Source organism: Cupriavidus sp. C1SS-2L (assembly GCF_057073735.1).
This window is the reverse complement of sequence record NZ_CP172709.1, coordinates 283,161-307,520: the sequence shown is the minus strand read 5'-3', so window position 1 is coordinate 307,520 and position 24,360 is coordinate 283,161. Positions and strand designations below refer to the sequence as shown.

Annotated in this window: 23 protein-coding genes; 15 read left to right on the top strand and 8 right to left on the bottom strand. The window is 64.6% G+C overall.

The features are described 5' to 3' along the window. Positions 1-354: 354 nt before the first annotated feature. From glnH to ACIGJG_RS19110, 5 genes are read left to right on the top strand one after another with little or no spacing between them, the layout of a single operon-like run. Positions 355-1,101, top strand: a complete 747-nt coding sequence (gene glnH, locus ACIGJG_RS19130; protein ID WP_140951180.1) for a glutamine ABC transporter substrate-binding protein GlnH — start codon at positions 355-357, stop codon at positions 1,099-1,101. A gap of 25 nt (positions 1,102-1,126) precedes the next feature. Beyond that, the gene (gene glnP / locus ACIGJG_RS19125) at positions 1,127-1,783 is read left to right on the top strand and encodes a glutamine ABC transporter permease GlnP (RefSeq protein ID WP_011299823.1); all 657 of its coding nucleotides are present in this window, start codon (positions 1,127-1,129) and stop codon (positions 1,781-1,783) included. After that, on the top strand, positions 1,780-2,508 hold the full coding sequence (gene glnQ / locus ACIGJG_RS19120; protein ID WP_011299822.1) for a glutamine ABC transporter ATP-binding protein GlnQ: 729 nt from the start codon (positions 1,780-1,782) through the stop codon (positions 2,506-2,508). The genes glnP and glnQ overlap by 4 nt, the downstream gene beginning before the upstream one ends. 13 nt (positions 2,509-2,521) lie before the next feature. After that, complete coding sequence (locus tag ACIGJG_RS19115; RefSeq protein ID WP_011299821.1) at positions 2,522-3,610, top strand: C45 family autoproteolytic acyltransferase/hydrolase; 1,089 nt, start codon at positions 2,522-2,524, stop codon at positions 3,608-3,610. Then, on the top strand, positions 3,543-4,523 hold the full coding sequence (locus ACIGJG_RS19110) for a MurR/RpiR family transcriptional regulator (RefSeq protein ID WP_011299820.1): 981 nt from the start codon (positions 3,543-3,545) through the stop codon (positions 4,521-4,523). Before ACIGJG_RS19115 ends, ACIGJG_RS19110 begins: the two co-directional genes overlap by 68 nt. A gap of 46 nt (positions 4,524-4,569) precedes the next feature. Here the strand turns inward: ACIGJG_RS19110 and ACIGJG_RS19105 are convergent, their stop codons facing one another. Beyond that, positions 4,570-4,713 carry a hypothetical protein gene (locus ACIGJG_RS19105; protein WP_166487060.1) on the bottom strand — a complete coding sequence of 48 codons (144 nt, stop codon included), beginning with the start codon at positions 4,711-4,713 and terminating at the stop codon, positions 4,570-4,572. Positions 4,714-4,764: 51 nt separating this feature from the next. Further along, positions 4,765-5,415: a LysE/ArgO family amino acid transporter gene (locus ACIGJG_RS19100; protein WP_011299819.1), complete on the bottom strand. Its 651-nt coding sequence runs from the start codon at positions 5,413-5,415 to the stop codon at positions 4,765-4,767. A 73-nt stretch (positions 5,416-5,488) separates the two neighbouring features. Between ACIGJG_RS19100 and ACIGJG_RS19095 the strand changes: the two genes are divergently transcribed. Then, on the top strand, positions 5,489-6,409 hold the full coding sequence (locus tag ACIGJG_RS19095; protein WP_140951182.1) for a LysR family transcriptional regulator ArgP: 921 nt from the start codon (positions 5,489-5,491) through the stop codon (positions 6,407-6,409). Between the two features lie 30 nt (positions 6,410-6,439). Here the strand turns inward: ACIGJG_RS19095 and ACIGJG_RS19090 are convergent, their stop codons facing one another. After that, a complete protein-coding gene (locus ACIGJG_RS19090) occupies positions 6,440-7,357 on the bottom strand; it encodes a LysR family transcriptional regulator (RefSeq protein WP_011299817.1) in 918 nt (305 codons plus the stop codon). 137 nt (positions 7,358-7,494) lie between these two features. On the opposite strand from ACIGJG_RS19090, the gene ACIGJG_RS19085 reads away from it, so the two are divergent. Continuing rightward, on the top strand, positions 7,495-8,259 hold the full coding sequence (locus ACIGJG_RS19085; protein WP_011299816.1) for an SDR family NAD(P)-dependent oxidoreductase: 765 nt from the start codon (positions 7,495-7,497) through the stop codon (positions 8,257-8,259). A 332-nt stretch (positions 8,260-8,591) separates the two neighbouring features. On the opposite strand, the gene garD is transcribed toward ACIGJG_RS19085, so the two are convergent. Together garD and ACIGJG_RS19075 are read right to left on the bottom strand one after the other, a co-directional pair. Next, the gene (gene garD, locus ACIGJG_RS19080) at positions 8,592-10,166 is read right to left on the bottom strand and encodes a galactarate dehydratase (RefSeq protein WP_140951186.1); all 1,575 of its coding nucleotides are present in this window, start codon (positions 10,164-10,166) and stop codon (positions 8,592-8,594) included. A 17-nt stretch (positions 10,167-10,183) separates the two neighbouring features. Beyond that, positions 10,184-11,560 carry an MFS transporter gene (locus ACIGJG_RS19075; RefSeq protein WP_011299814.1) on the bottom strand — a complete coding sequence of 459 codons (1,377 nt, stop codon included), beginning with the start codon at positions 11,558-11,560 and terminating at the stop codon, positions 10,184-10,186. 368 nt (positions 11,561-11,928) lie between these two features. Between ACIGJG_RS19075 and kdgD the strand changes: the two genes are divergently transcribed. Next, the gene (gene kdgD, locus ACIGJG_RS19070) at positions 11,929-12,843 is read left to right on the top strand and encodes a 5-dehydro-4-deoxyglucarate dehydratase (protein WP_483673751.1); all 915 of its coding nucleotides are present in this window, start codon (positions 11,929-11,931) and stop codon (positions 12,841-12,843) included. A 56-nt stretch (positions 12,844-12,899) separates the two neighbouring features. Here kdgD and ACIGJG_RS19065 read toward each other — a convergent pair whose 3' ends face one another. Further along, positions 12,900-13,031 (bottom strand): hypothetical protein, encoded by a 132-nt coding sequence (locus ACIGJG_RS19065; RefSeq protein WP_272956359.1) that lies wholly within the window; start codon positions 13,029-13,031, stop codon positions 12,900-12,902. Between the two features lie 77 nt (positions 13,032-13,108). Next, a complete protein-coding gene (locus tag ACIGJG_RS19060) occupies positions 13,109-13,558 on the bottom strand; it encodes a transcriptional regulator (RefSeq protein ID WP_483673750.1) in 450 nt (149 codons plus the stop codon). 328 nt (positions 13,559-13,886) lie between these two features. On the opposite strand from ACIGJG_RS19060, the gene ACIGJG_RS19055 reads away from it, so the two are divergent. The 6 genes from ACIGJG_RS19055 to ACIGJG_RS19030 are packed head-to-tail and all read left to right on the top strand — an operon-like array spanning position 13,887 to position 22,830. Next, positions 13,887-16,016 carry a TonB-dependent receptor gene (locus ACIGJG_RS19055; protein ID WP_483673749.1) on the top strand — a complete coding sequence of 710 codons (2,130 nt, stop codon included), beginning with the start codon at positions 13,887-13,889 and terminating at the stop codon, positions 16,014-16,016. A 16-nt stretch (positions 16,017-16,032) separates the two neighbouring features. Next, a complete protein-coding gene (locus tag ACIGJG_RS19050) occupies positions 16,033-17,481 on the top strand; it encodes a Y4yA family PLP-dependent enzyme (RefSeq protein WP_483673748.1) in 1,449 nt (482 codons plus the stop codon). Between the two features lie 12 nt (positions 17,482-17,493). After that, positions 17,494-18,537, top strand: coding sequence for a PLP-dependent cysteine synthase family protein (locus ACIGJG_RS19045; RefSeq protein ID WP_483673746.1), 1,044 nt, complete (start codon positions 17,494-17,496; stop codon positions 18,535-18,537). Continuing rightward, positions 18,534-19,667 carry an NAD/NADP octopine/nopaline dehydrogenase family protein gene (locus ACIGJG_RS19040; protein ID WP_483673745.1) on the top strand — a complete coding sequence of 378 codons (1,134 nt, stop codon included), beginning with the start codon at positions 18,534-18,536 and terminating at the stop codon, positions 19,665-19,667. Before ACIGJG_RS19045 ends, ACIGJG_RS19040 begins: the two co-directional genes overlap by 4 nt. 5 nt (positions 19,668-19,672) lie before the next feature. After that, the gene (locus ACIGJG_RS19035) at positions 19,673-21,586 is read left to right on the top strand and encodes an IucA/IucC family protein (RefSeq protein WP_220630471.1); all 1,914 of its coding nucleotides are present in this window, start codon (positions 19,673-19,675) and stop codon (positions 21,584-21,586) included. Further along, the gene (locus ACIGJG_RS19030) at positions 21,586-22,830 is read left to right on the top strand and encodes an MFS transporter (RefSeq protein WP_220630472.1); all 1,245 of its coding nucleotides are present in this window, start codon (positions 21,586-21,588) and stop codon (positions 22,828-22,830) included. The genes ACIGJG_RS19035 and ACIGJG_RS19030 overlap by 1 nt, the downstream gene beginning before the upstream one ends. A gap of 33 nt (positions 22,831-22,863) precedes the next feature. Here the strand turns inward: ACIGJG_RS19030 and ACIGJG_RS19025 are convergent, their stop codons facing one another. Beyond that, positions 22,864-23,859: a Vgb family protein gene (locus tag ACIGJG_RS19025; protein ID WP_011299805.1), complete on the bottom strand. Its 996-nt coding sequence runs from the start codon at positions 23,857-23,859 to the stop codon at positions 22,864-22,866. Between the two features lie 149 nt (positions 23,860-24,008). Here ACIGJG_RS19025 and ACIGJG_RS19020 point away from each other — a divergent pair, with 149 nt between their 5' ends. Continuing rightward, positions 24,009-24,326, top strand: a complete 318-nt coding sequence (locus ACIGJG_RS19020; RefSeq protein ID WP_011299804.1) for a YnfA family protein — start codon at positions 24,009-24,011, stop codon at positions 24,324-24,326. Positions 24,327-24,360 lie beyond the last annotated feature (34 nt).

Sequence of the window (24,360 nt, the reverse complement as noted above, 5' to 3'; positions counted from 1 at the left end):
TCCGCCTCCAGTCATTCCTCGCTGCCGTAACGGCATACCACGTCATCGGCGCGCGCCCGCTGCCGCAACAGCTAGCTCCCGTTTCAGGAGCTGGTCCCCAGCCGAGTGCCCATACCGGCCGTGACCCGCGCTTCCAGCACCTGGCCGTCGCGCACCACCTTCTGCTCGTGTGGGGGCAAGTCCGACCGCATTCGATCCCATGGGAAAACCCTAGGTTGCGGCATCGGTCTTTCGGAACCACACTTCGCAACTACATTTGCTTTACGAGCACTTACGCAAATGTAGTTGCCTGACAATGTGCGATACGCACCTTGCCTGATTCATGTTGGTGAACACGTCTGAAAGGATTTCCGTATGAAGCTCTTTGCCAAGTTCGCCGCGGCTGTGTGCCTTGCCGCCAGTCTTGTCGCCCACGCCGCACATGCCGAGCAGCTGCTCGTGGCCGTAGACACCGCCTTCGTCCCGTTCGAGTTCAAGCAAGGCGACAAGTATGTCGGCTTCGACATTGATCTATGGGATGCCATCGCCAGGGATCTGAAGCTCGACTACAAGCTGCAGCCAATGGATTTCAATGGCATCCTGCCGGCGCTCCAGACCCGCAATGTCGACGTGGCGCTGGCTGGCATCACCATCAAGGAAGACCGCAAGAAAGTCATCGATTTCTCCGATGGCTACTATGACAGCGGCTTCATGCTGATGGTGCCGAGTTCCAGCACGATCAAGGGCCCGAACGAGCTGAAGGGCAAATCCCTGGCGCTCAAGACCGGTACTTCCGCTGCCGACTACGCCAAATCGAACTTCGCCGGAACCGATCTGCGGCTCTTCCCGAATATTGACAACGCTTACCTTGAACTGAGGACGGGACGCGTGGATGCGGCCATGCACGACACACCGAATGTCCTGTACTACATCCACACCGCCGGCAAAGGACAAGTCAAGGCAGTCGGGCCGCAGATGATGGCGCAGAAGTACGGCATCGGATTTCCGAAGGGCAGCCCACTGGTTCCCAAGGTCAACGAGGCGCTGGCAAAGATTCGGGCCGACGGCCGGTACGCCGCTATCTACAAGAAGTGGTTCGGTGTCGAACCGGCAAACATGTGATCCATCACCGAAGCGGAGAACCTAGATGGAGTTCGATTTTTCGGTGATTACCGACGCCCTCCCGGCCCTGCTCCAGGGCGCGAGGCTGACGGTCGCCATTACATTGGCCGGGCTGGTCGGCGGCACCCTGGTTGGCCTGCTGTTCGGCCTGATGCGCGCCTACGGCAATGCCTGGGTCCAGAACATTGCCTTCACGTATGTCGAGCTGGTGCGCGGCACACCGATCGTGGTCCAGGTGATGTTCATCTACTTTGCCTTGCCGGTCTTGCTGCATGTTCGCGTTGACGCGATGACTGCCGCAGTGGCGTCGATCATCGTGAACTCTGGCGCCTACATTGCCGAGATCGTGCGCGGCGCATTCCTGTCGGTGCCCCGGGGCCTGCGCGAGGCGGGATTGGCGCTGGGCCTGCCACCGTGGCGTGTGCTCGCGTTTGTGGTCGGCCCTGTCGCGCTGCGCCGCATGACACCGCCGCTGGGCAACCAGTTCATCGTGAGTTTGAAGGACACCTCCCTGTTCATCGTGATTGGCGTGGGAGAGCTGACGCGGCAGGGGCAGGAGGTCATGGCAGCCAACTTCCGGGCCGTCGAAATCTGGACAGCCGTGGCGGCACTCTACCTATGCATGATCGGCGCGATGACATTCGTTCTGCGCACGATGGAAAAGAGGATGCGCATCTTATGAGCATGGTCAATTTCAAGGGCGTGACCAAACGCTTCGGGCAAACCACGGTGCTCGACCAGGTCGACCTTTCGATCGACAAGGGTGAGGTGGTGGTATTGATCGGGCCGTCGGGGTCCGGCAAATCGACCCTCCTGCGGTGCATCAACGCGCTGGAAACCATCGATGACGGCGACCTGGTCGTCGGCGGTATCAGCGTGCTCGATCGCGCAGCAAAGGTCCGCGAGATCCGCCTCGAGGCCGGCATGGTGTTCCAGCAGTTCAATCTCTTTCCACAGATGACAGCGCTGGAAAACGTGGCCTTCGGCCCCCGCCAGGTGCGTGGCACGACCAAGGCCGATGCCGAGGCGGTAGCGCGAGACCTGCTGGCGAAGGTCGGCCTTGCGGCACGGGCCGACCACTATCCGGGCGAGTTGTCCGGCGGACAGCAACAGCGTGTGGCCATCGCCCGCGCGCTGGCCGTGAAGCCTCAGTTGATGCTGTTCGACGAACCCACCTCGGCGCTGGATCCCGAGTTGCGCCAGGAGGTGCTGCGCGTGATGCAGACGCTCGCGGACGAAGGCATGACGATGGTTGTCGTCACACATGAAATGGCGTTTGCGCGTAAGGTAGGCACGCGCCTGATCTTCATGGAGCACGGCCGGATCACGGTGGATGGCTCGCCGGTTGATGTGCTCGACAACCCACCCAATCAACGTTTGCAGGACTTCCTCCAACACGTCGAGTAACAAAGAAGAATCCATGCCGGCAATTGCTTTCATCGATATTTCAGGTTCACCCTTCCAGGCCGGTCAGGCGCTCGGCCGCTTTGGCGCCAGCGCCGTCCGTGACCATCTGCTGCACACCGACGCGTGGCGCAGCGTGATGCGCTGGCGTGGCACGGAACAGGCCGCCCTCATGGCGGCACAGGTCCAGGCGCGGTTTCCGCGAATCTGGGACGAGTTGAAGGGCCTTGCCGACGGCCTCGGTCTTCCGCTGGAAGATACGTTCCTGTGGAACTGCCGCGGCGATGTCTGGGCCATGTCGCCCGACGGCTGCACCACCGTCCAGGTTCCCGGCGCACATCGGCGCCGCATCAGCCACAACGAGGACGGCGACCCTGGCTTCAGTGGCCACTGCGCGATCGCGCAATGCCACATCGCCGGCAGCCCGGGGTTCGCATCGTTTGTCTATCCGGGATCGCTGCCCGGGCATACGTTCGCGGCCACCGAATTGGGGCTCGCCATGACCGTCAATAACCTGCGTTACCGCAATACGACGGCTGGCGTGCCGCGCATGGTCCTGACCCGCGCGGTTCTGGATGCGCCCGATCTCGATAAAGCCCTGGCCGTGTTGCGCGACAATCCCCATGCCGGCGGCTTCCACCTGACGCTCGGCCATTGCCGCAGCACGGCGCTGCTCAGTGTGGAATTCAGCGCGTATGGATGCTCGGTGCTGGACATCACGCAGACGTCCATGCACGCCAACCATGCTATCCACCCGCAGATGAGGGACCACCCGCAGATCGTGACCGGTTCGTCCGGGCACCGGCAGATGCGCGGCGACACTGTCATTGCCGATGCGGCGCGAGATGGAAGGGAAATTGATCCTCTGGAACTCCTTGCCGATACCGCTCATCCCTCGTTCCCGATCTATCGGGATGACCCGCACGACAGCGACGGCGAGAACACCCAGGCGACCGCCGATATGCGGGTGGGTCCGACTTGCATAGAATGGGAGGTTTACGAACAGCCCGGCACTGCCCCCCGGTACCGAATGATCAATGGACATACGCGAGAAGAAGACGCCACCGACGCTGGCGCCCGGCCAGACGTCCAATCCCGCCACTAGCCTGCCGCCGCGCACGGTCGAAGGACTGCGCGATCTGGTCGTGAGCATTGGGCGCGACCAGGCCGAGGTAAAGCTGGGCGCGAAGGCCCTGACGGTCCTGGCTCATCTGGTAGAACGCCCCGAGGAAGTAGCCGTCCGGACAATCACGGACCTGGCCAACTCCCTCGACGTGAACGCGTCGACACTTACGCGCCTGGCGACCCGACTGGGCTTCGAAGGGTTCGCCGAATTCCAGGGCGTATTCCGGAACAGCATGGCCCAGCGCCACCGGCATTTTTATAGCCAGCAGGCCGAGCGGCTCGTTGGCGCGGACAATACCGGCATGCCCGGCGGCGTTTCTCCGGAGGTTGGCGCTGTCGTCCAGCTTGCGCACGAATCCATCCAGAATGTCGAGCGATTCGTGGCCCGACTGTCGGCCGAAGAACTGCGCGGGGCCGCGGAACTACTGGCCGAGGCACCGCGCGTGCGCGTTCATGGCCTGCGCCAGTTCAGCGCCCTCGCGAGCTTTCTGTGCTATGGCCTGAGCATGATCCGCAGCGACGTCGGCCTGCTCGACGCCCACGGGCTGGGCGTGGCGGAAGGCCTGGCTCAGTTGCAACGCGGCGATGTCGTCGTGGTGATGAGCGTCGCGCCCTATACGCGCAGCGTGGCCGAAGCCGCAGCAGCGGCGGCGGAAAGCGGGCTGACAGTCATTGCCATCACCGACACCAGCGCCTCCCCGCTCGCGGCCGCTGCGCGCCACGCCTTCTTCATCCCGCACGAAAGCAGCTTCTTCAGCAACAGCATGGGCGCCTACCTGATCTTTTGCGAAGGCTTGCTCAATCTGGCCGCGACAAAGCTTGGCAAGCGATCGCTGCGAGCGCTGGCCCGGCGGGAGCAAATGATCGCGGCGCTCGATATCGAGACGGAATAGGCCACGCGCGTGGTCGTTCGGGGTAGCGGCGTCTTGGCTGCCTCGCTCAGTCCGTGCGGTCGAACGTCCCCGCGCCGCTTGATACAAGGCGTTCCAGCAGCGGCTGCCGGTTCCCAGTGCGCGCCGTGCGCTCCCGCAAGGCGCGAATCCTGGCCAGGATGTGCGCGCCCTCGTTGATCAACGCGAGCATGCGGCGCTTCACGATCTTCAATGCCCGAAGGGCTCGCAGACCTGCGGCAGGTCACACTGCGTTGAATACGTGACGCACCAGCAAGGCGGACAGTACGAACATGGTCATGGCGATGACGCCGTCGAGCACTCGCCAGGCTTTGGGCCGCGCGAACCAGGGCGCCAGCCACCGCGCGCCAAATCCCAGAAGTCCGAACCAGAACAGGCTGGCGGCGCTTGCGCCGGCCACGAACCAGCCGCGCAGCGCCGCAGGTTGCTGGGCACCAATGCTGCCGACCAGCAGCACCGTATCGAGGTAGACATGGGGATTAAGCAGCGTGAAGGCCGCCGCCTGCGCCAGTACAGCGCCCCGGCCGAGCCCGTCCACACCGTCCGCAGCTTTCAATTGATGCGACTGCCGCGCGCGCTGCAATGCCTGCCAGCCATATATCGCCAGGAAGACAGAACCGGCCACGGCGAGGGCACGCGCCAGCCCGGGCCGGTCGCCCAGGGCCTGCGCCATGCCCATGACGCCAGCGGCAATCAACAAGGCATCGGCCGCGGCGCAGAACAGCACCACGCTGCCCACATGCTGGCGACGCAAACCCTGGCGCAACACGAAAGCGTTCTGCGCGCCGATGGCAACGATCAGCCCAAGACTCAGGGCAAGACCCTGCAGGGCAATGGACAGGGCGAGGGAAGCGGTGTCAGGCAGGGAGTTCATGCCCCCAGCTTGCCTGCTCCTTTTTGTGAAGACAAACTATCCTTCCTTCACCCAGTTTAGAAAAACTTAACATATGCTCGACTACGCCGCGCTTTCTGCTTTGGCTGCTGTAATCCGAGAAGGCAGCTTTGAGCGTGCCGCACGCGCATTGAGCGTGACGCCTTCAGCCATCTCGCAGCGCATTCGGCTGCTGGAAGAGAAAGTTGGCTGCACGCTGGTGGTCCGCGATCAGCCTTGTCGGCCGACGGAGACCGGACGGCGCCTGTGCCAGCACATCGACCGTGTGCGGCTACTCGAACAGGAGTTGCAGGAGGCGTTGCCGGCTCTCGCTCCACAGGGGCTTGCCCGGGTAACGCTGCCTGTTGCGGTGAATGCCGACAGCCTGGCGACGTGGATCGCTCCGGCGATTGCCCGGTTCGCCGCGGAAAATCCCGTGCTGATGGACGTGGCCGTGGATGACCAGGACCATACGACCGAGTGGTTGCGCAGCGGCGCGGTGCTGGCCGCCGTGACCGCTACGGCGCGCCCTGCCGCAGGCTGCAACAGCAGCCCTCTTGGCTCCATGCGTTATCGGGCTGCTGCGAGCCCCGGATTCATGCGACGCCACTTTGCCGACGGCGTTGGCGCTGGGAGCCTGGCGAAAGCGCCCAGCCTGGTGTTCAACACCAAGGATGAATTGCAGGCGCGCTGGGCGCGGCGTCTGTGCCACCGGCACGTGGAACTGCCCCGGCACACATTGCCTTCGGCCCACGCTTTCGTGTCCGCAGCCATTGCGGGCATGGGCTGGGGCCTACATCCGGAGTCGCTCATCGAGCCATATCTTGACGACGGCGCACTCGTCGAGTTGGTGGCGGATACACCGCTGGATGTACCGCTTCACTGGCAACACGCCCGTGCGACGTCGGGATTGATTGAAGGCTTGAGTCGCGAGGTGCTGGCGGCGGCCCGGGTAGCGCTCTTGCCGCCGTTGTCGGCTAAAGTATTTCCCCGGTGAACATAAAAGCGGCTCAACTTCGCCAACGCATTACCTCGGCCATCGCCATGTCGGCTCGGAGAGATGCTCCGCAAAATAGTCGGACAGCGCAGCCACCTTCGCGGGACGCGCGCGCGCCGATGGCGTGACGAAGTAAAGGCCGCCCTTCGTCAGCGACCAGTCGGTGAGGATCGTTTCGAGGCGGCCATCGGCCAAATATTCGCCGGCGATAAATTCGGGGAGTTCGGCAATGGCAAGGCCGTCGAGCAACGTGGGCAGCAGCGCCTCCGAATTCGTCACGCGCAACGGGCCGGTGGGCATGACCGACTCCTCCTCGCCCACAGCGTTCGTGAACCGCCACACATCGCTGCGTGCGCGGTACGCGTATGAGAGGCACGACCGGTCCGCCAGTTCGCGCGGATGGGCGGGCCGCCCTTCGCGCTTCAGATACGCCGGCGACGCCACTACGAATTGTGTGACTGCGCACAGCCGTCGAACGACCAACGACGAATCCGGCAGCGCGGCGATGCGCAGTGCGGCGTCATACCCATCGGCAACCAGATCGACCGACGCATCTGAAAGATGCATGTCGATCGACACCTCCGGGTACGCGCGAAAGAAGCCGGGCAGTAGCGGCGCGACCCAGCGCAGCCCGAACGACATCGGCACAGCCAGGCGCACCAGCCCGCGAGGCTGCACCGACATCTCGCGCGCGGCGCTTTCCGCTTCTTCGGCCTGACGGTAGATCGCTCCTGCCTTGTCACAGATCGTCTGGCCGAACCCGGTAAGCGAGAGCTCGCGTGATGTGCGGTTGAAAAGCCGAGCGCCCAGCCGTTCTTCCAGCCGGGCGACGCCACGCGAGACCGTGGCCACAGACACCCCCATGACGCGCGCCGCGGCCGTGAACGATCCCTCCTCGGCGACCTTCGCGAACATCGCGAGTCCTTCGAAATCAGGAAGTTTCGGCATTGCCCCTCATCTTTTCATTTTTGCAACGTTAGTTTGCAATCAATTCTATTTCGAAAAGCCGAGGGCGTCGATATTCTCCTCACATCGCAGCACGCAACCACGCAGTCATTCACTTACCGAACGAAAGGAGAAATGCCATGGCACGCAAGCTCGACAACAAAGTTGCACTGGTTACCGGCGGAACCAGCGGCATCGGCCTCGCTACTGCGCAGCGCTTCGCCACGGAAGGCGCGCACGTCTATCTCACCGGCCGTCGTCAGGCAGAACTTGATACCGCGGTGAAGAGCATCCGCGAAGCAGGCGGCAACGCGACGGGGGTACGTGTCGACTCAACAAAGCTGGGTGAACTTGACGCGCTGTATGCGCAGATCAAGGAAGAACAGGGGCATCTCGACGTGCTGTTCGCGAACGCCGGCGGCGGTTCGATGCTGCCGCTCGGCAGCATCACCGAAGAGCACTACGACGACACCTTCGATCGCAATGTGAAGGGCGTGCTCTTCACGGTGCAAAAAGCGCTGCCGCTGCTCGCCCAGGGCGCGTCTGTGATTCTAACTGGTTCAACGGCAGGCAGCGCGGGTACGGCTGCATTCAGCGTGTATTCGGCCTCGAAAGCCGCGGTGCGCGCCTTCGTACGCAGTTGGATTCTCGACCTGAAGGATCGCCGCATCCGCGTGAACACAATCAGCCCGGGCGCGACGCGCACGCCTGGCCTGCTCGACCTCGCCGGTGACGATATCACTCAACGCCAGGGCCTGGCCGACTACCTGGCTGCCCAGATCCCGATGGGGCGCCTCGGCGAGCCCGGCGAGATCGCGAGCGCCGCGCTGTTTCTTGCCTCGGAGGACGCGAGCTTCGTGAACGGCGTCGAGTTGTTCGTCGACGGCGGCCAGCAGCAGGTCTAAGCGGAGCTCTCGCGCGCGGGTGCGATGGTTCGCCCTGGGCAGCGAGCCGAGCAGCTTCGTCACCGCACGCTGGCCGGACGTGCCGGGACGGCGGCAACGGCAAGGACCTGCTTGTTGCCATCCACGTAGCAATAGAAGCCGGCGCCTGCCTTGTGCCCGACGAGCCAGCTGAGAATACCGGCTTCGCCGCATACTTAAGCCGGAAACAAGAACGAGCCCCGACACATCCGTGGGGGCGCATAGCCCTAGCAGGCCAGCACCAGTGATAGAGCCAAATCGTCCAGCGAATCACTTCAGCTGACAGCCGCCCGGGAGCGGAGTCGAAACCGCCCTCAGGTCACCGGCGCCGGATTGAACAACGCCAGCGCGTTATGCAGCTTGTGGTGCTCCGCCCAGGTCTTCTTGCGGCCGCTGGCCACGTCGATCATCAGGCGGAACAGCTCCCAGCCCACGTCCTCGATGGTGGCTTCGCCGGTCGCGATGCGGCCCGCGTTGACGTCCATCAGATCGTGCCAGCGGCGCGCCAGGTCGCTGCGCGTGGCCACCTTGATCACGGGCACTTCGGCCAGCCCGTAGGGCGTGCCGCGTCCGGTCGTGAACACGTGCAGGTTCATGCCGGCCGCAAGCTGCAGCGTGCCACAGATGAAATCGCTTGCGGGCGTGGCCGCGTAGATCAATCCCTTCTGCTTCAGTTTCTCGCCCGGCGACAGCACGCCCGAGATCGGTGCGCTGCCTGACTTGATGATCGAGCCCATCGCCTTCTCGACGATGTTTGACAGTCCGCCCTTCTTGTTGCCGGGTGTGGTGTTGGCGCTGCGGTCCACGCGGCCGCGTTCCAGGTAGCGGTCATACCAGGCCATTTCGCGGATCATCGCGTCGGCGACCTCTGGGGTGGCGGCGCGCGCGGTGAGCTGGTCGATGCCATCGCGCACTTCGGTCACCTCGGAGAACATGACGGCGGCGCCCGCGCGCACCAGCAGGTCAGTGGCGAAGCCGACTGCGGGGTTGGCCGTCACGCCGGAGAACGCGTCGCTGCCGCCGCACTGCACGCCGACCACCAGGTCCGACACCGGGCAGGTTTCGCGCCGACGCGCGTTCAGGCGCTCCAGATGCGTTTCGGCCATGGTCATGATCGATGCGATCATCGAGGCAAACCCGACATGCTGCTCGTCCTGCAGGCAGACCACGCCCACCTGCACCTCGCCCGCGCCGGTCTGGATCGGAATGGTGCCCGCCGGCATCAGGCGGTCCGGCTGCAGCTTTTCGCAGCCGAGGCTCACCATCATCGCGGTGCCGCCGAAGTTCGGATTGAGCGCGATATTGCGCAGCGTGCGGATCGGGATCACGGCATCGGGCGCATCGATGGCCACGCCGCACCCATACGTGTGTTCGAGCCCGACGACATCATCGACATTCGGATAGCGCGGCAACAGTTCTTCGCGAATGCGCCGCACGGCATGCTCGACCACGCCCGACACGCATTGCACGGTGGTGGTAATAGCCAGGATGTTGCGCGTGCCGACCGAACCATCCGGATTGCGGAAACCTTCGAAGGTATAGCCTTCCAGCGGCGGTAGCGGCGCGGGCACGCGCGTGCCGATTGGCAGGTCGGTCAGGCCCGGCGCCACCGGCATTTCAATGACGCGCTCGTTGACCCAGCTGCCGCGCGGCAGGTCCTTCAGCGCGTAGCCGATCACCACGTTGTAGCGCACCACTGCATCGCCCTGCTTCAGGTCGGACAGCGCGACCTTGTGCCCCTGCGGCACGGCCTCTTGCAGGACCAGCCCGCATGGAAACGCCGCGCCCGCAGGCAGGCCGCCGTCGTTCGCGACGATGGCCACGTTGTCCTCGGGATGGATGCGGATATAGAGCGGCGCCTTGACTGCCTGCGAATCGTGTTCTGACATGCTTGTGCTTCCTGCGGTTATTGCGGGTGCCTGAGTTCCACGCGGCGAATGTCCTTGACGATCACCAGGTAGCTCAGCACCGTGACCAGTGCATGGACTCCGACGAACACCAGCGCGCCGTTGAAGGAGCCGGTGACGCTCAGGATATAGCCGATCGCGATCGGCGTAACGATGCCGGCGATATTGCCGAACGTATTGAAGATGCTGCCCGCCAGGCCGATCACTTCCTTGGGCGCGGTATCCGCCACGACGGCCCAGCCCAGCGCGCCGATGCCCTTGCCGAAGAAGGCCAGCGCCATGAAGCCGACGACGAGCCATTCGGCATCGACATAGTTGCAGGCGATCATGCTGACCGACAGCAGCATGCCGGCCACGATGGGCACCTTGCGGGCGACAGTCAGCGTATGGCCGCGGCGCAGCAGCGCGTCGGAAATCATGCCGCCCAGCACGCCGCCAAGGAAGCCGCAGATTGCCGGCAGCGACGCCACGAAACCTGCCTTGAGGATCGACATGCCGCGCGCCTGCACCAGGTACACCGGAAACCAGGTCAGGAAGAAATAGGTCAGCACGTTGATGCAGTACTGGCCCAGGTAGACGCCGGCCAGCATGCGGTTGCTCAGCAGCTGGCGTGCATAGAACCAGCCCGCCGGCGCCGCGGCCTTGCCGGCACCGCGCGCCGCGCCTTCGTTCATGTGGATCAGGCCGCCGCCCTGCTCGATGTGCTCGAGTTCCGCGCGATTGACCGCGGGATGGTCGGCTGGGCTACGCATGACCTTGAGCCACAGCAAGGCCAGCGCCATGCCGATCACGCCCATCCACAGATAGACGTGGTGCCAGCCCCAGCTATGCGTGACCCATGCCATCAGCGGCGTGAACACCACGGCCGCGAAGTACTGCGCCGCGTTGAAGATGGCCGACGCCGTGCCGCGCTCCGACGTGGGGAACCAGCTCGCGACCACCTTGGCATTGGCCGGAAATGCGGGGGACTCGGCCAGGCCCACGGCAAAGCGCAACATGAACAGCACGGTCATCACCGCGCCCATGGAGGCGAACACACCCACCCAGCCCTGCAGGAGCGTGAACACCGACCACAGGCAGATACTGGCCGCATAGATTCGGCGCGCGCCAAAGCGGTCAAGCAGCCAGCCGCCCGGAATCTGTGCCATGACATAGGCCCAGCTGAAGGCCGAGAAGATATAGCCCATCTGCACGGCGCTGAAACCGAAGGCCTCGCGCATGGCGGGGCCCGTGATCGACAGCGTGGCGCGGTCGGCATAGTTGACCGTGGTGACGATGAAGATCATCGCCAGGATCCAGTAACGGATGTTGGTGCGGCGCGCGGTGGCTGCGCTGCCGGCTGCGGTCGTCGAGGTGGAAGTGGGGCTTGCGTTCATCAGGTCTCCTCATGGCCCTGCTTGCCACACGGCAAAAGGCGGATTGAGATATGTCGTCGTATGACTGAGATTATAGGGATCGGATCGGGGCATCGTAGTGCGCGTTTACCCCAACTTCCCCTGATTCACCCTGGAATTTTTTCCGTTTTCTTTGCAGAACATGGGTATCTGGCGGTTTGAAATCGCGCGCCAACAGCGCTGACCAAAGATACGACACCGGGGTTTTCCCGCAATCCGGCATTTGAATGCTTGTCTATTGTCGCGCCTAGTTGTACGATGACGTACATTGATAACGCACTGCAGGAACGCGGAACGCCGCCCTGCCCCAATCCATCACCCACTGCCGCCTCTGGCCCAGGATGAGAGACATGACGACACCGCAAGAACTGAAGCAGATCATTTCGGAAGGCCTGCTGTCCTTCCCAGTCACCGACTTCGACACGCAAGGCAACTTCCGGCCGGAAACGTACGTCAAGCGCCTCGAATGGCTGGCGCCCTATGGCGCATCGGCGCTGTTCGCGGCTGGCGGCACCGGCGAGTTCTTCTCCCTGACGCCGGATGACTACTCGAACGTGATTCGCACCGCGGTGGAAACCTGCGCGGGCAAGGTGCCCATCCTGGCTGGCGCAGGCGGCCCGACCCGCGTTGCCATCGCCTACGCTCAGGAAGCGCAGCGCCTTGGCGCCAAGGGCATTCTGCTGATGCCCCACTACCTGACCGAAGCGTGCGAAGAAGGCATTGCCAATCACATCGAGGAAGTCTGCAAGGCGGTGAACATCGGCGTGATCGTCTACAACCGCGCCAACTCGCGCATCGGTGCCGACCTGCTCGAACGCGTGGTCGACCGCTGCCCGAACCTGATCGGCTTCAAGGACGGCGTCGGCGAGATCGAAGCGATGGTGCGCGTGCGCCGCAAGCTCGGTGACCGCCTGGCCTACCTGGGCGGCCTGCCGACCGCGGAAGTCTATGCCGCCGCCTACAAGGCGCTGGGCGTGCCGGTGTATTCGTCGGCTGTGTTCAACTTCATTCCGCGCACTGCGATGGAGTTCTACCGCGCCGTCGCCGACGACGACCACGCGACCATCGGCCGCCTGATCGACGACTTCTTCCTCCCCTACCTGGATATCCGCAACCGCCGCCAGGGCTATGCGGTGAGCATCGTCAAGGCCGGCGCCCGCCTGGTCGGCTACGACGCCGGCCCCGTGCGCGCACCGCTGACGGACCTGACGGCCGACGAGATGGAAAAGCTGGATGCGCTGATCCGCAAGCTCGGACCGCAGTAAGGTCGCTCCGGAACACCGGACACAGTTGGATACCCCGCCGCGAGCGGGGTATTTCTTTATGTGGCGGCCGACCTCGGCAGAAGGAGCACGCCCTGGTCATCAAAATACACGCTGAAGTGTGCCGGCTGATAGCCGCTCGCATAGAGCCGGTACGACCATGCCTCGCGCTTCGCGCGTACGATGATCATCGTCGATTCGGTCGGTGGCCATCGGCGGCGCAAATGAGATAACGGCATCGCGCGGCAGGTTCTGGCCGCTCACCCTGCTACCGGCCCTGGGTTCTCAGGCGCTCCAAAGGAATTGACGTGCGGGGCAAGGACGGCTCGAAGAAGTGCCGGGTGCTCTTGTACGGCAGCAGCGCGCCGGCAGCCACGGTATGCAGGATGCAACGCGTATCGAATGGCTCCCCGGAATGCCAGTCACGCACGCAAATGCGCGCATCGCCATAGCACAGTGGAATGCAGGGCAAGCACTTGAGCCCGAGACGCATTGCGGCGCGCAACCGGTGGTTGCCATCCATCACGATACCGTGCGATGCCTCGACCGGAATGGGTGCCAGCCAGCAGCCATCGGAGGCAATCAACTCGGTAAGGATCCATACCCCCTCCATATCCACCTCCTCCGACTGGCGGAAGAAGGAAATCGGCAGCACGGCAATGCCATAGCCGCGGGCGTCGTGCCGCGCCAACGCGGATGTTTCCGGGATGTCGTTCATGGTCTCGGCAAGCAGGCTTGGGCTGGCCACACGTGCGTCGGCGCAGCCAGCGGTTTCGGACAGATCAAGTTATCTGCACAATTTACTTGATAATGATTCGCATTTGCAATAGGCTCCTGACACCACTTACCTGTCCGATACGATCCGATCCTCGCTGACCGCTCGTTGTGGACGTCAACGAGGAACCTTGAGCATGCCGGTCCCCGGTCAGACTGCCCTGGCAGTCCCCCTCACCACAACGAGATCGTTCCAGACAACCAGCACCCTCCCAGGCATAGCGGCCGCGTGCCCGCGACCGGCTGGGCGAGGTCTCGCACCGTCTCTGGCAATGGCAGGCCTGCTGGCATTGACCACCCTGGACCCCGCCCGGGCTCAGGACGGCGCCACTGCCACCGGCAATGTCAGTGCGCAAACCTTGCCGGAGGTCCGTGTCACCGCCGATGCGTCACCGGAAGACCTGCCCGCGCCCTATGCCGGCGGCCAGGTCGCGCGCGGTGCGCGGCTTGGTGTGCTGGGCAACACCAGCATCATGAAGGCGCCGTTCAACGTGAGCAGCTACACCGCGCAGATGATCCAGGACCAGCAATCTCCAACGCTGGCTGACGCTGTCAACAAGGATCCATCGGTGCGATTCACCGGCCTGCCCGGCGGCAACATCGACAACTTCTATATCCGCGGCTTCCCGGTAGGCGAAGGCAACAGCGGCGAAATCGCATTCGACGGCCTGTACGGCGTGGCACCGAATTACCGCGTCTTCACCGACTACGTGGAGCGCCTCGAAGTCATCAAAGGCCCGGCCGCGATGCTATATGGCATGTCCCCCAACAGCGGCGTGGGGGGCGTGATCAACATCGTGCCCAAGCGCGCGCACGAGGACCTGGCTTCGGTGACTGCAAGCTATGCGTCCGACACGCAGTTCGGCGGCCACGTCGACGTGAGCCAGCGCTTCGGCGAATCGAGGGAATGGGGTGTGCGCTTCAACGGCAGCTACTACCAGGGCGATACACCCATGGATAACCAGTCGCGCAAGGCCGGCATCGGCGCATTGTCGCTGGACTACCAGGGCAAGCAGCTGCGGGCCTCGCTGGACGTGATTGGCCAGCAGGAAAAGATCGATGCGCCGGGCCGCGCTTTCATCATGGGGCCCGGCCTGCAGGCCATCCCAGGCGCGCCGGACGGCCGACGCAACGTCACGCAGCCGTGGGAATGGACGCGCGGCACTGACGAGTCCCTGCTGTTCCGCACGGAATACGACATCAACGACCACCTCACCGTGTTCGCCGATGCCGGCGGCGGCTGGACACAGCTTTCGCGCCTGTTCGGCACCACGCCACAAATCGTCAACGCGCAGGGCGACACGTTGAGCACGCCCACCTATTACAAGTTCAAGGTCGATCGCGCCACGTACGATGCCGGCTTGCGCAGCCGCTTTGACACCGGCCCCCTGCGCCATGCCGTGACCTTCCAGGCGAGCGCCTACGCCGACAGCCTGGACCGCGCCAACACCACAGGCACGCCCGTGGCATCGAATATCTATAACCCCGTGGTACGTCCGGCCCAGGGTCTGCCTGCGCCCGATAGCGTTCCCAAAGTCTCGGATAACGACCAGACGGGCTTCTCGCTCGCGGACACCATGTCCGCGCTGGATGACCGCGTGCTGTTGACGCTGGGCGTGCGGCAGCAGCGCATCCGCTCACGCAATTTCGGCGCAACAGGGGCCGTGACTTCGTCCTATGAGGAAAGCGCCACCACACCGATGGCGGGCCTCGTCGTGCAGCCATGGAAGCGCGTGTCGCTGTATGCGAACTACGTCCAGGGCTTGAGCAAGGGCGACGTGGCGCCCCCTACGGCGAGCAACTCGGGCGAGGTGTTCGCGCCGTATAAGACCACGCAGTACGAGGTCGGCACCAAGGTCGATTTCGGCCGCTTCAGCGCCACGCTGGCCGCGTTCCAGATCAGCAAGCCCAGCGGCCAGCTCGGCGGCAATGTGTTCTCGGTCAACGGCGAACAACGCAACCGCGGGCTGGAGCTGAACCTGTTCGGCCAGGTTGCGCCCGGTGTGCGGCTGTTGGGTGGCGTGGCGCTGATCGATGGCGAGATCACGAGGTCCGGCACCGCGGCCGCGGTCGGCAAGGACCCGATCGGCGTGCCGCGCGTTCAGGCCAACCTTGGTGCGGAATGGGACTTGCCGTGGGTAGCGGGCCTGACCGTAAGCGGCGCCATGATCTACACGGGCAGGCAATACGTGAACCAGCTCAATACCGCCAGCCTGCCGTCATGGGCCACGTTCGACCTGGGCGCACGCTATCGCACGCGCATCACGGGAAAGACCACGACCTTCCGCGCCAACGTGCTCAACGTATTCGACCGCAACTACTGGTCGGGTGTGACATCGTGGGGCGGCTTCTCGCAAGCCGCGCCGCGCACGGTAATGCTGTCCGCCACCGTTGAATTCTGAGACGCGCTTGCACTGCATGACTGCATCGCTGACCACCAACGCCCCCTCGGACCAGACCATGTGGACTGACCATGATTCCGTACGCGCTTTGCCGGATCGCTACCGCACCGTTCCGCCCGGGCAATTGCCACCGTTCTGGGACCCGGTGATCGCGCGGATGCTGCGCAACGCACCGCACCTGCTGGCTGCGGCAGTGGCGCAATACGGGTCCCCGCTCAACGTGCTTTGGCCGCACGCGCTGCGCAACAACGTTGCGGCCTTGCGCGCGGTGCTGGCCACGCACTGCGTGCAAGCCGAGATCTTCTACGGCGCCAAGGTGAACAAATCACAGGCGCTGGTGAAAGCCGCGGTGATGGCAGGCGTGGGCATCGATGTCTCGAGCCGCCACGAGCTGCGCGATGCCCTGCGGGCCGGCGCCGACGCGTTGCGCATATGCGCGACGGGTCCGGCCAAGACCGAGGCGTTTCATGAGCAGTTGCTGGCGCATGGCGCACTGATCTCTGTCGATTCGCTCGAAGAACTGGACGACGTATGCGCCTGCCTGCGGCGAGCGCCGGCAGGCCGCCACGCCCGTGTACTGCTGCGCTACTGTCCCGATTCGGCGCGCGGCAGCCGCTTCGGCATGGCCGCCGATACCGTGGTGCAGGGCCTGAAGCACATTGCCAGTGCCACCGAGCGACTGGCGTTCGAAGGCTTTCACTTTCACCTGAGTGGTTATGGCTGGGAGACCCGGGCACAGGCATTGCGCGAACTGCTTCCACTGATCGATGCCGCGGATTCCATGGGGCTGACTACAACGATGATCGACATCGGCGGCGGCCTGCCGGTGCGCTATGTCGATCCCGACGTCTACACCGAATTCCTGCAATCGCAGCGGCCGGAACATTACCGCAACGGCATCGTGCCGGCGTCCTTCTATCCATACGGCGGCCACATCGATGCCGCTACATGGCTGGACGACTTCCTCAATGCGCCGTGCACGGCGGGTCAGTCGATCGCGGCATGGCTGCGGGCGGGCGGCGTCACGCTGGCGCTGGAACCCGGGCGGTGCCTTGCGGCCCAGGCCGGCATCACCGTGTTCCGCGTGACGCGCAGCAAGCCGCTTGGCGATGGCCGGCACGTCGTATTCGTGGAGGGCAGCAGCTTCAGCGCCTGCGAGACCTGGTTCGCTTCGGAATTCCTGGCCGATCCCGCATGGATCAGCGCCGTACCGCCGCGCACCGTTGGCGCAAGGCCCGTGCAGGCTTATATCGCCGGCCACAGTTGCCTGGACGAAGACGTGCTGACCAATCGCCTGCTGCCATTCGGCGGGCTGCCCCATCCGGGCGATCTGCTGGTCTACGCCAACACCGCGGGCTACCAGATGGATCTGCTCGAAAACGAGTTTCACCGCCACCCCATACCACGCCGCGTGGCCGCGCAGTGCGATGACGCGGGCCGCGTTTCCTTTTCCCTTGACCAATGAACGGAGCTCCCGATGATCCTGTGGAAAGTGTCAGACCTGATCGGCAACACACCGATGCTGGGCATCCCCGTCCCCGACAAGGACTCGGTGCTGTTGCTGAAGATGGAGAAGAACAACCCGGGCGGCAGCATGAAGGATCGCATGGCCCGCAATATGGTGTTGGCTGCGCTGAAGTCCGGGCGGCTGCAACCGAACGGCGTGATTGTCGAATCGTCGTCCGGCAACACCGGCATCGGGCTGGCGCTGGCCGCGATTGAATTCGGCTTGCGCTTCATTGCCGTGGTTGACCACCACGCGGCGCCGGACAAGATCGCCGTCATGCGCGCGCTGGGCGCCGAGATTCGCTACGTAGAAGGCAATTTCCAAGAAAACGAAGTCGCCGTGGTGGAGCGCCAGCGCCTCGCTGCTGAGATCGCCAGTCAGACGCCCGGCGCCGTATTCATGAACCAGTCGGACAATGCGGCCAATGCCGGCGGCTACCTCGAATTCGTCCGAGAGACCTTTGCCCAGGCGCGCGAAGTCAATGCGTTCGTGGGTTGCGTCGGCACCGGCGGCTCGATGACCGGCATCGCCCGCGGCGTGAAGCAGTTCAATCCCGACGCTGTAACCATTGCGGTCGAGCCGTCCGGATCGATCGTGTTCGGCATGCCTGGGCACCCCTACTACCAGTCGGGCACGGGCACGCCGCAGGGTGACACGGTCGGGCTCGTGCTCGACTACAGCTGCATCGACATGGGCGTACAGGTCACCGATGCGCAGGCCTTCGAGACCGCGCGCTACGTGGCCCGCCAGACCGGGCTGCTGGTGGGCGGCTCCACCGGTGGCGCCATCTACAAGGCGCTGGAGGCCATCCATGACAGCCAAATACGCGGCAACGTCGTCGTCCCCGTGGCCGACGGCGGCGAGAAGTACCTGCACACCGTCTTCGACGAGGACTGGCTGCGGGCGCGCAACCTGCTCGCGCCGCAGGTATGGCAGCGCCTGGACGCATGGCTTGGCAAGGCCACGTGCCGCGACGAGGTCGCGCCCGACGTCCTGCGCCTGAATGCCGCATGAGCGCGCCACCGCTGTGCGTGACAGTCTGCGGCGGCGGCCGCACCGGACACCTGAACGCCATCCTGTTCGCGCAACGGCCCGGTGTGCGCGTGAAGCTGCTGACCCGGAACCATCACATCGCCGCGCGGCAGGATGCCATGCTGAGTGGCCTCCTGCCGGACGGCGCCACGCTCACGGCCAGCGCGGGCATGGTGACTGACGACCCTGCCGTCGCCTTGCGCGATGCCGACATCGTCATCATCACCGTGCCCGCCCATGCAAGACCTTCGCTGCTGCGGGAGATCGTGGCCCACTTGCCGGAAGGCAAAGCCGTCTATGTCGGCGCTATCCCGGGCTTCTGCGGCTTTGACTGGCTGGCAGGGGCTTTACTTGCGCAACGGCCCAACGCGGTGATCTGGGGCATGAAAGACGTGCCGCATACGGCATTCGCGCTCGACCCCGGCGTCAGCGTGCGCATGGGCGGCGCCAAGCAACGGCTTTACGTTGGCTGCCATGCGCGCGAACAGCGTGCGGCGCGGCAGGCCCTGCTCTCGCACCTGAACAGGCTGTACGACGCATCGGTGGAGCTGCTCGACAGCTACCTGGAGATCACGCTGACTCCGGGCAATCCGATCATGCATAGCGCCGTCATCTACGGACTGATCGGTCCCTATGGGCAGTGGCACGGCCGTGCATTGCCCACGCCCTTGTGCTGGTGGACGGACTGCCCGGAACTGAGCGCACATTTTCTGGAGCGCGCCGACGAGGAAAGCCAGCGCCTGTGCCAAGCGGTCGCGCGCCGGCTCGGCGTGGATCTGTCTTCCGTCAAGCCACTCAGGCAGGAGATCGTCGACGCTTACGGCGATCAGATCCAGGACCCGTCGACGATGCTGTCGGTATTGCGCACCAACCGCGCCTACGCCGATATCGAGGCCCCACTGGTGCCGACCAGCGGCGGCTACCTCGTCGACACGTCCAGCCGCGCGTTCCACGAAGATGTGGCGTATGGGCTCGCGACGCTGGTGGAAATGGCCCGGCGGCTGGGGGTGGACACCCCTCACCTGCGCGAGATCTTCGAATGGAACGTCACCTACATGGGCGGCCTGCGCGGCTCCGCCCTCGACTATTTTCCTGAATTCTGGCCACGGTAATCACCATGCTGAATCTACAGTCCGCAAGCCGCACCACCACTGCAACCGATGATCCTGCCGCCAACGGTGAAGCCGACACGGCATTTTCGCGCCGAAATGCGCTGCGTCGGCTGGTCCGTTGCCTGTTCGCCGAGGGCATCCTCGACAAGACCCGACTGGTGCTGGCGCCGCACGGGCGCCAGGCATGGTTCCCGCTGTGGAAACAGCAGGCCATTGTCTACTTCGACGACCTCGAGGCAGCCCCTGCCGATACATTCGTGAATCACGGCAGCATCACGCTGCTGCGCGCCGATGGCATGCACCTTCCACTGGACACGCATGAGGCGCTGATTGATGCATTGCGCGACAGCTTCGATTTCGCGCCCCGCGACGTTGGCGTCGATGGACTGAAGGCCGACATGCTCAACAGTGTGCGCAACGACGCCAATGTGCGCATGCACCGCCAAGGCTGGGCCACCGCACTGCGATCCGACATGGCCGAGGCCGGCGTCGTGCGGCTGACCGACTACCTGCGCCGGCATGTCAGCACGCGAGATGCCGCCATGCTGCTTGATCAGTGGGGTGCCCTTGAAGGGCATCCCTACTACCCGACCTGGAAGGCAAAGCCGGGCCTGCGTGACGACGAAGTGCTCGCCCTGTCGCCCGAATGCCAGGCGCGGGTGAACGTGCGCATCGGCGCGCTGCGCGCGGACATGGCCTATGTGGAACGCATGCCCCATGTCCAGGACGCGCATGCATGGTTCGCCACGCAGTTCCCGTCGCTGTGGCAAGCATGGAAAACCGGGCTGAACGCGCGCGGCCTGTGCGAATCGGACTGGTTGCCGATGCCGATCCATAGCTGGCACCTGAACGCCCATGTCAGATCTGCCTACGCAAACGAGATTGCCGATGGCATCCTGATCGTCGATGGCCCCGACCTGCCCACGCTGCCGACCATGTCCTTCCGCACCGTGCTGCCGGCGACGCCGCAGACCGCACCGTTCATCAAGCTGCCTGTGGCGCTGTGGATGACCAGCGAGCAGCGCAGCCTCCAGGCAAAGTCGATCCACATGGGACCGCGCATCAGCGCGTTGATCGAGCACATCCTCAAGACGGAAGACGGCTTTGGCCGCACACTGGAAATATTTCCCGAAGAGATAGCCTGGCATTATCGCAATGCCTTGACGAAGGATGACGCGCCCGGCAAGCACTTGTCCGTAGTGTTCCGCGCCAGCGTACCGGCGCTGGACCGCGACGACGGCTGCCTCCCTGTCACGGTCGCAGCGCTTTTTACCGAGCGCCCCGACGGCGGCGGCCCGCTGTTCACCGAACTGGTAGAGGCCGGCGCCGGCGACGTCACCGCGCAGGACGCTGCGCAGCGCTGGTTCCGCCAGTACGCCCGCACCGTGACGCGGCCGGTCATTGCCATCTACCTGCTCTACGGCATCGCACTGGAAGCGCATCAGCAGAACACGCAAGTGCTGTTCGACGCCAACGGCCAGGCCCAGCGCCTGCTGGTACGCGACTTCGGCGATGGCCGCACCTATGCGCCGCTACTGGCGGCGCGCGGTCTGACGTTGCGCCCGTACGCCTGGCCCGGCATCCTGCCGACGGTCTTCGATGGCGACATCGAACCGGTGCGCACATTCGTGATCGACGCCTGCTTCGTCAGCCATCTGCACGAGATCGCGCTAGGACTCTTCCACACCTATGGGTTCTCCACGGCAAGGTTGTGGGAAATCCTGCGCGAAGAAACCATCGCAGCCTTCGACGCCGTGCAGGCACGCGTCGATCCGGCATTTTGGGCAGAAGAACAGCGCATCTTTCTCGAAGACCCATGGTCGACCCGCTCGCTGCTGCGTATGCACTTGCTCAAGTACAGCGATTACCGGCTGCAGCACGGGCTCACCAACCCCTTGCGTCAAGGGAAAGAGGCCTGATGCGCGGAACCGCGGATACCACCCGAAGCGACCCCAGGCAAACCGCGCGCCAGATCCGGCTCCTCTTCGTGCTGCAGTGCATCTCCATGGGCGCGATGGAAATGAGCGGCCCATTCTGGCCCATTCATCTGCGCGCGATGAGCAGTTCCGACGCGGTGTTCGGCTTCGCCGGCATCGCCGTCTACGTCGGCCCGATGCTTGGTATCGTGCTGACCAGCACCTTTTGGGGCCGCATCGGCGATCGCTATGGCCACAAGCCGATGATGGTGCGCGCGCTGGCCGGGCTATGCCTGACGCAGTTGGCGCTGGCCTGGTCACAGGACGTCTGGACCATTCTCGCGCTGCGCTTCCTGCAAGGCGCCTGCGCCGGCTATATCGCGCCGGCGCAGGCCTACGGTGTCAGCATCGAGAGCCCGCTGCGGCGCGGGCGGCTGTTCGCCTTCCTGCAAGTTTCCACCAACGTCGGCTCGCTGCTCGGCGCGGTGGCAGGCGGGCTGATCCTGGACGTCGCGTCCTTCTACTGGATCAATGTCATCGCGGCGGCACTGTGCGCGGCCTGCGCGGCCGCCGTCGCCACATGCCTGCCGACTGTGCCGCCGGCACCGTCCGCCCCCCCGGTTGCAACGAGCACCGGTCACGGCGTTGCGCGCTATTCGCCACAGATGCTGATATTGCTTGGCACCATGGGCCTGCTCCTGATCAGCCGGATGATGCCGCAGACACCGTTCTCGCTCTATGTCAGCTCGGTCTTCGCTGTCAGCAACTGGGTGGTGGGACTGTGTTACGGTTTGCTGGCGCTGGGCTTCATCGTATCGGCTGCGCCATGGGCACGCTATTTCGAAGGACGGCAGGCGGACGACGCGCTGCGACGCATCGGCTGCGTGGTAGCGGCCTGTGCCGCGCTCGCTGCGGTGGCGGCGGTGACGCGCAGCATCGCGGTATTTGTTGCCGTCTACTTCCTGTGGGGCCTGCTTCTGGGGGCCACAACACCGGTACTGACCGCGATGATTTCGCGCGCAGCGGGCGACGCGGGCCAAGGCCAGTTGCTCGGCATGACACAGAGCGTGACCCAGATGTCCGCGATAGCCGGCATTACGCTCGGCGGCTGGCTGAGCCAGACAGCGGGCTTGCAATACACCTATGCCTTTGTCTGCGCCGCGTATCTGATGACGCTACTACCCATGATTGTGCTGCAGCGCCGGCGCGCCCCGCTTATCTCGCCCCGGCCGGTGGATCGCGCATAGACGCGCAGGGCAGTCGACATCCTGTCCGCAGGTTCATCTTGGCGCACCAGTGCCGAAGCGATAGACAACCAGATGATCCGTACCTGACTCCGCCGCCCACGCTTCTCCCGGTCGACCCAACATCTGTCGCACATTGGCATCCGGCCGTGGACTGGTAAAGGTCTCGAACTTGCCGGCCTGCGGGTCGAAGCGCAGCACGGCATTCCTGCCCCAGTCGCTCAGCCACACCTTGTCCTGCTCATCCACATACATCGCATAGGCATGCGGACTATCGCCTGGCAGCTTCCATTCCCGCCAGCGGGCCGTGCCGGGATCATAGGCGCCCAGCTTGCCGGCGGTCCATTCGCTGATCCACAGCGTCCCCTTCGAGTCGGACCAGATGCGGCGCGGCCCTGACTTTGGCGTGGGTGGCGTCATGACCTGCGCGGCGCCGGTGGCGGTGTCGATGCGGGCAATGTAATCCCCGGCCAGCGAGGCGAAATAGACATCGCCTTTCGGCGTCACGGCAATGCCGTACGGGCCCCGGCCTCGCGGCGCATCGAACATGCGCATGTGGCCGCTGGCGGGGTCCAGTTCACCGTAGACCCCGTTCTGCCCCGTGAACCACAGACGTCCGCGCGTATCGAACACGGCGGTATTCAGATTGACATTGGCCTGTCCGGCAGGGAGCGGAAAACGCTTCACGCCATGGGTTCCGGGGTCGACCCGCAGGATCGCGTTCTGGCCGCCGTCCGTCACCCACGCAGCACCATCGGGTCCGATGATCACGCCATGCGGCGCGGAGGCTTCGCCGAGCGGGATATGGATGGTCTTGCCGGTTGCGGGGTCCAACCGCCCGAGCTCGCCCGTGCTCTGGGCCGTGTACCACACCGCGCCATCGGGCGCGGGCGCAACGTCGTGCGGATGCGCGCCGGCCGGCACTGGATAGCTCTGGACGCGTGGTGGCACTGTGCCCTGGGCACAGACCGTGGTGACCGACACGGCCATGATGCCGGCAGCCAGTACGGCGCGGAGCGAGCGCAGGGGCATCGCCATCTCCTGATCAGTCCAAGAAACTTCGATCCAAGCATAGGCCAGCCACGGCCAGACGGGGACACGCGTGCCCGTATACTGCGCGATTGATCCTCCAGCCCCCGCCACTACCCAGTGCGGCACCTGACCCGAGACCACACTGCCGCATGAACACCATCGCGCTCTACCTGCTCACCGCCGTCGCCGAAATCCTCGGCTGCTACCTGCCTTACCTGTGGCTGCGCCAGGGTGCGAGCGCGTGGGTGCTGCTGCCGGGCGCGCTGTCGCTGGCGTTGTTCGCATGGCTGCTGTCGTTGCATCCGGACGCTTCGGGTCGCGTGTATGCGGCCTATGGCGGCGTCTATATCGGCGTGGCCGTGCTGTGGCTGTGGCTCGTCGATGGCGTGCGGCCCAGCGCCTGGGATCTCGCCGGCGTGGGCGTGGCGTTCGGGGGCATGGCCATCATCGTGTTCCAGCCACGCTGAAGGCGTGCGCCAGCGCGGCAACTGTTCCGTTTTG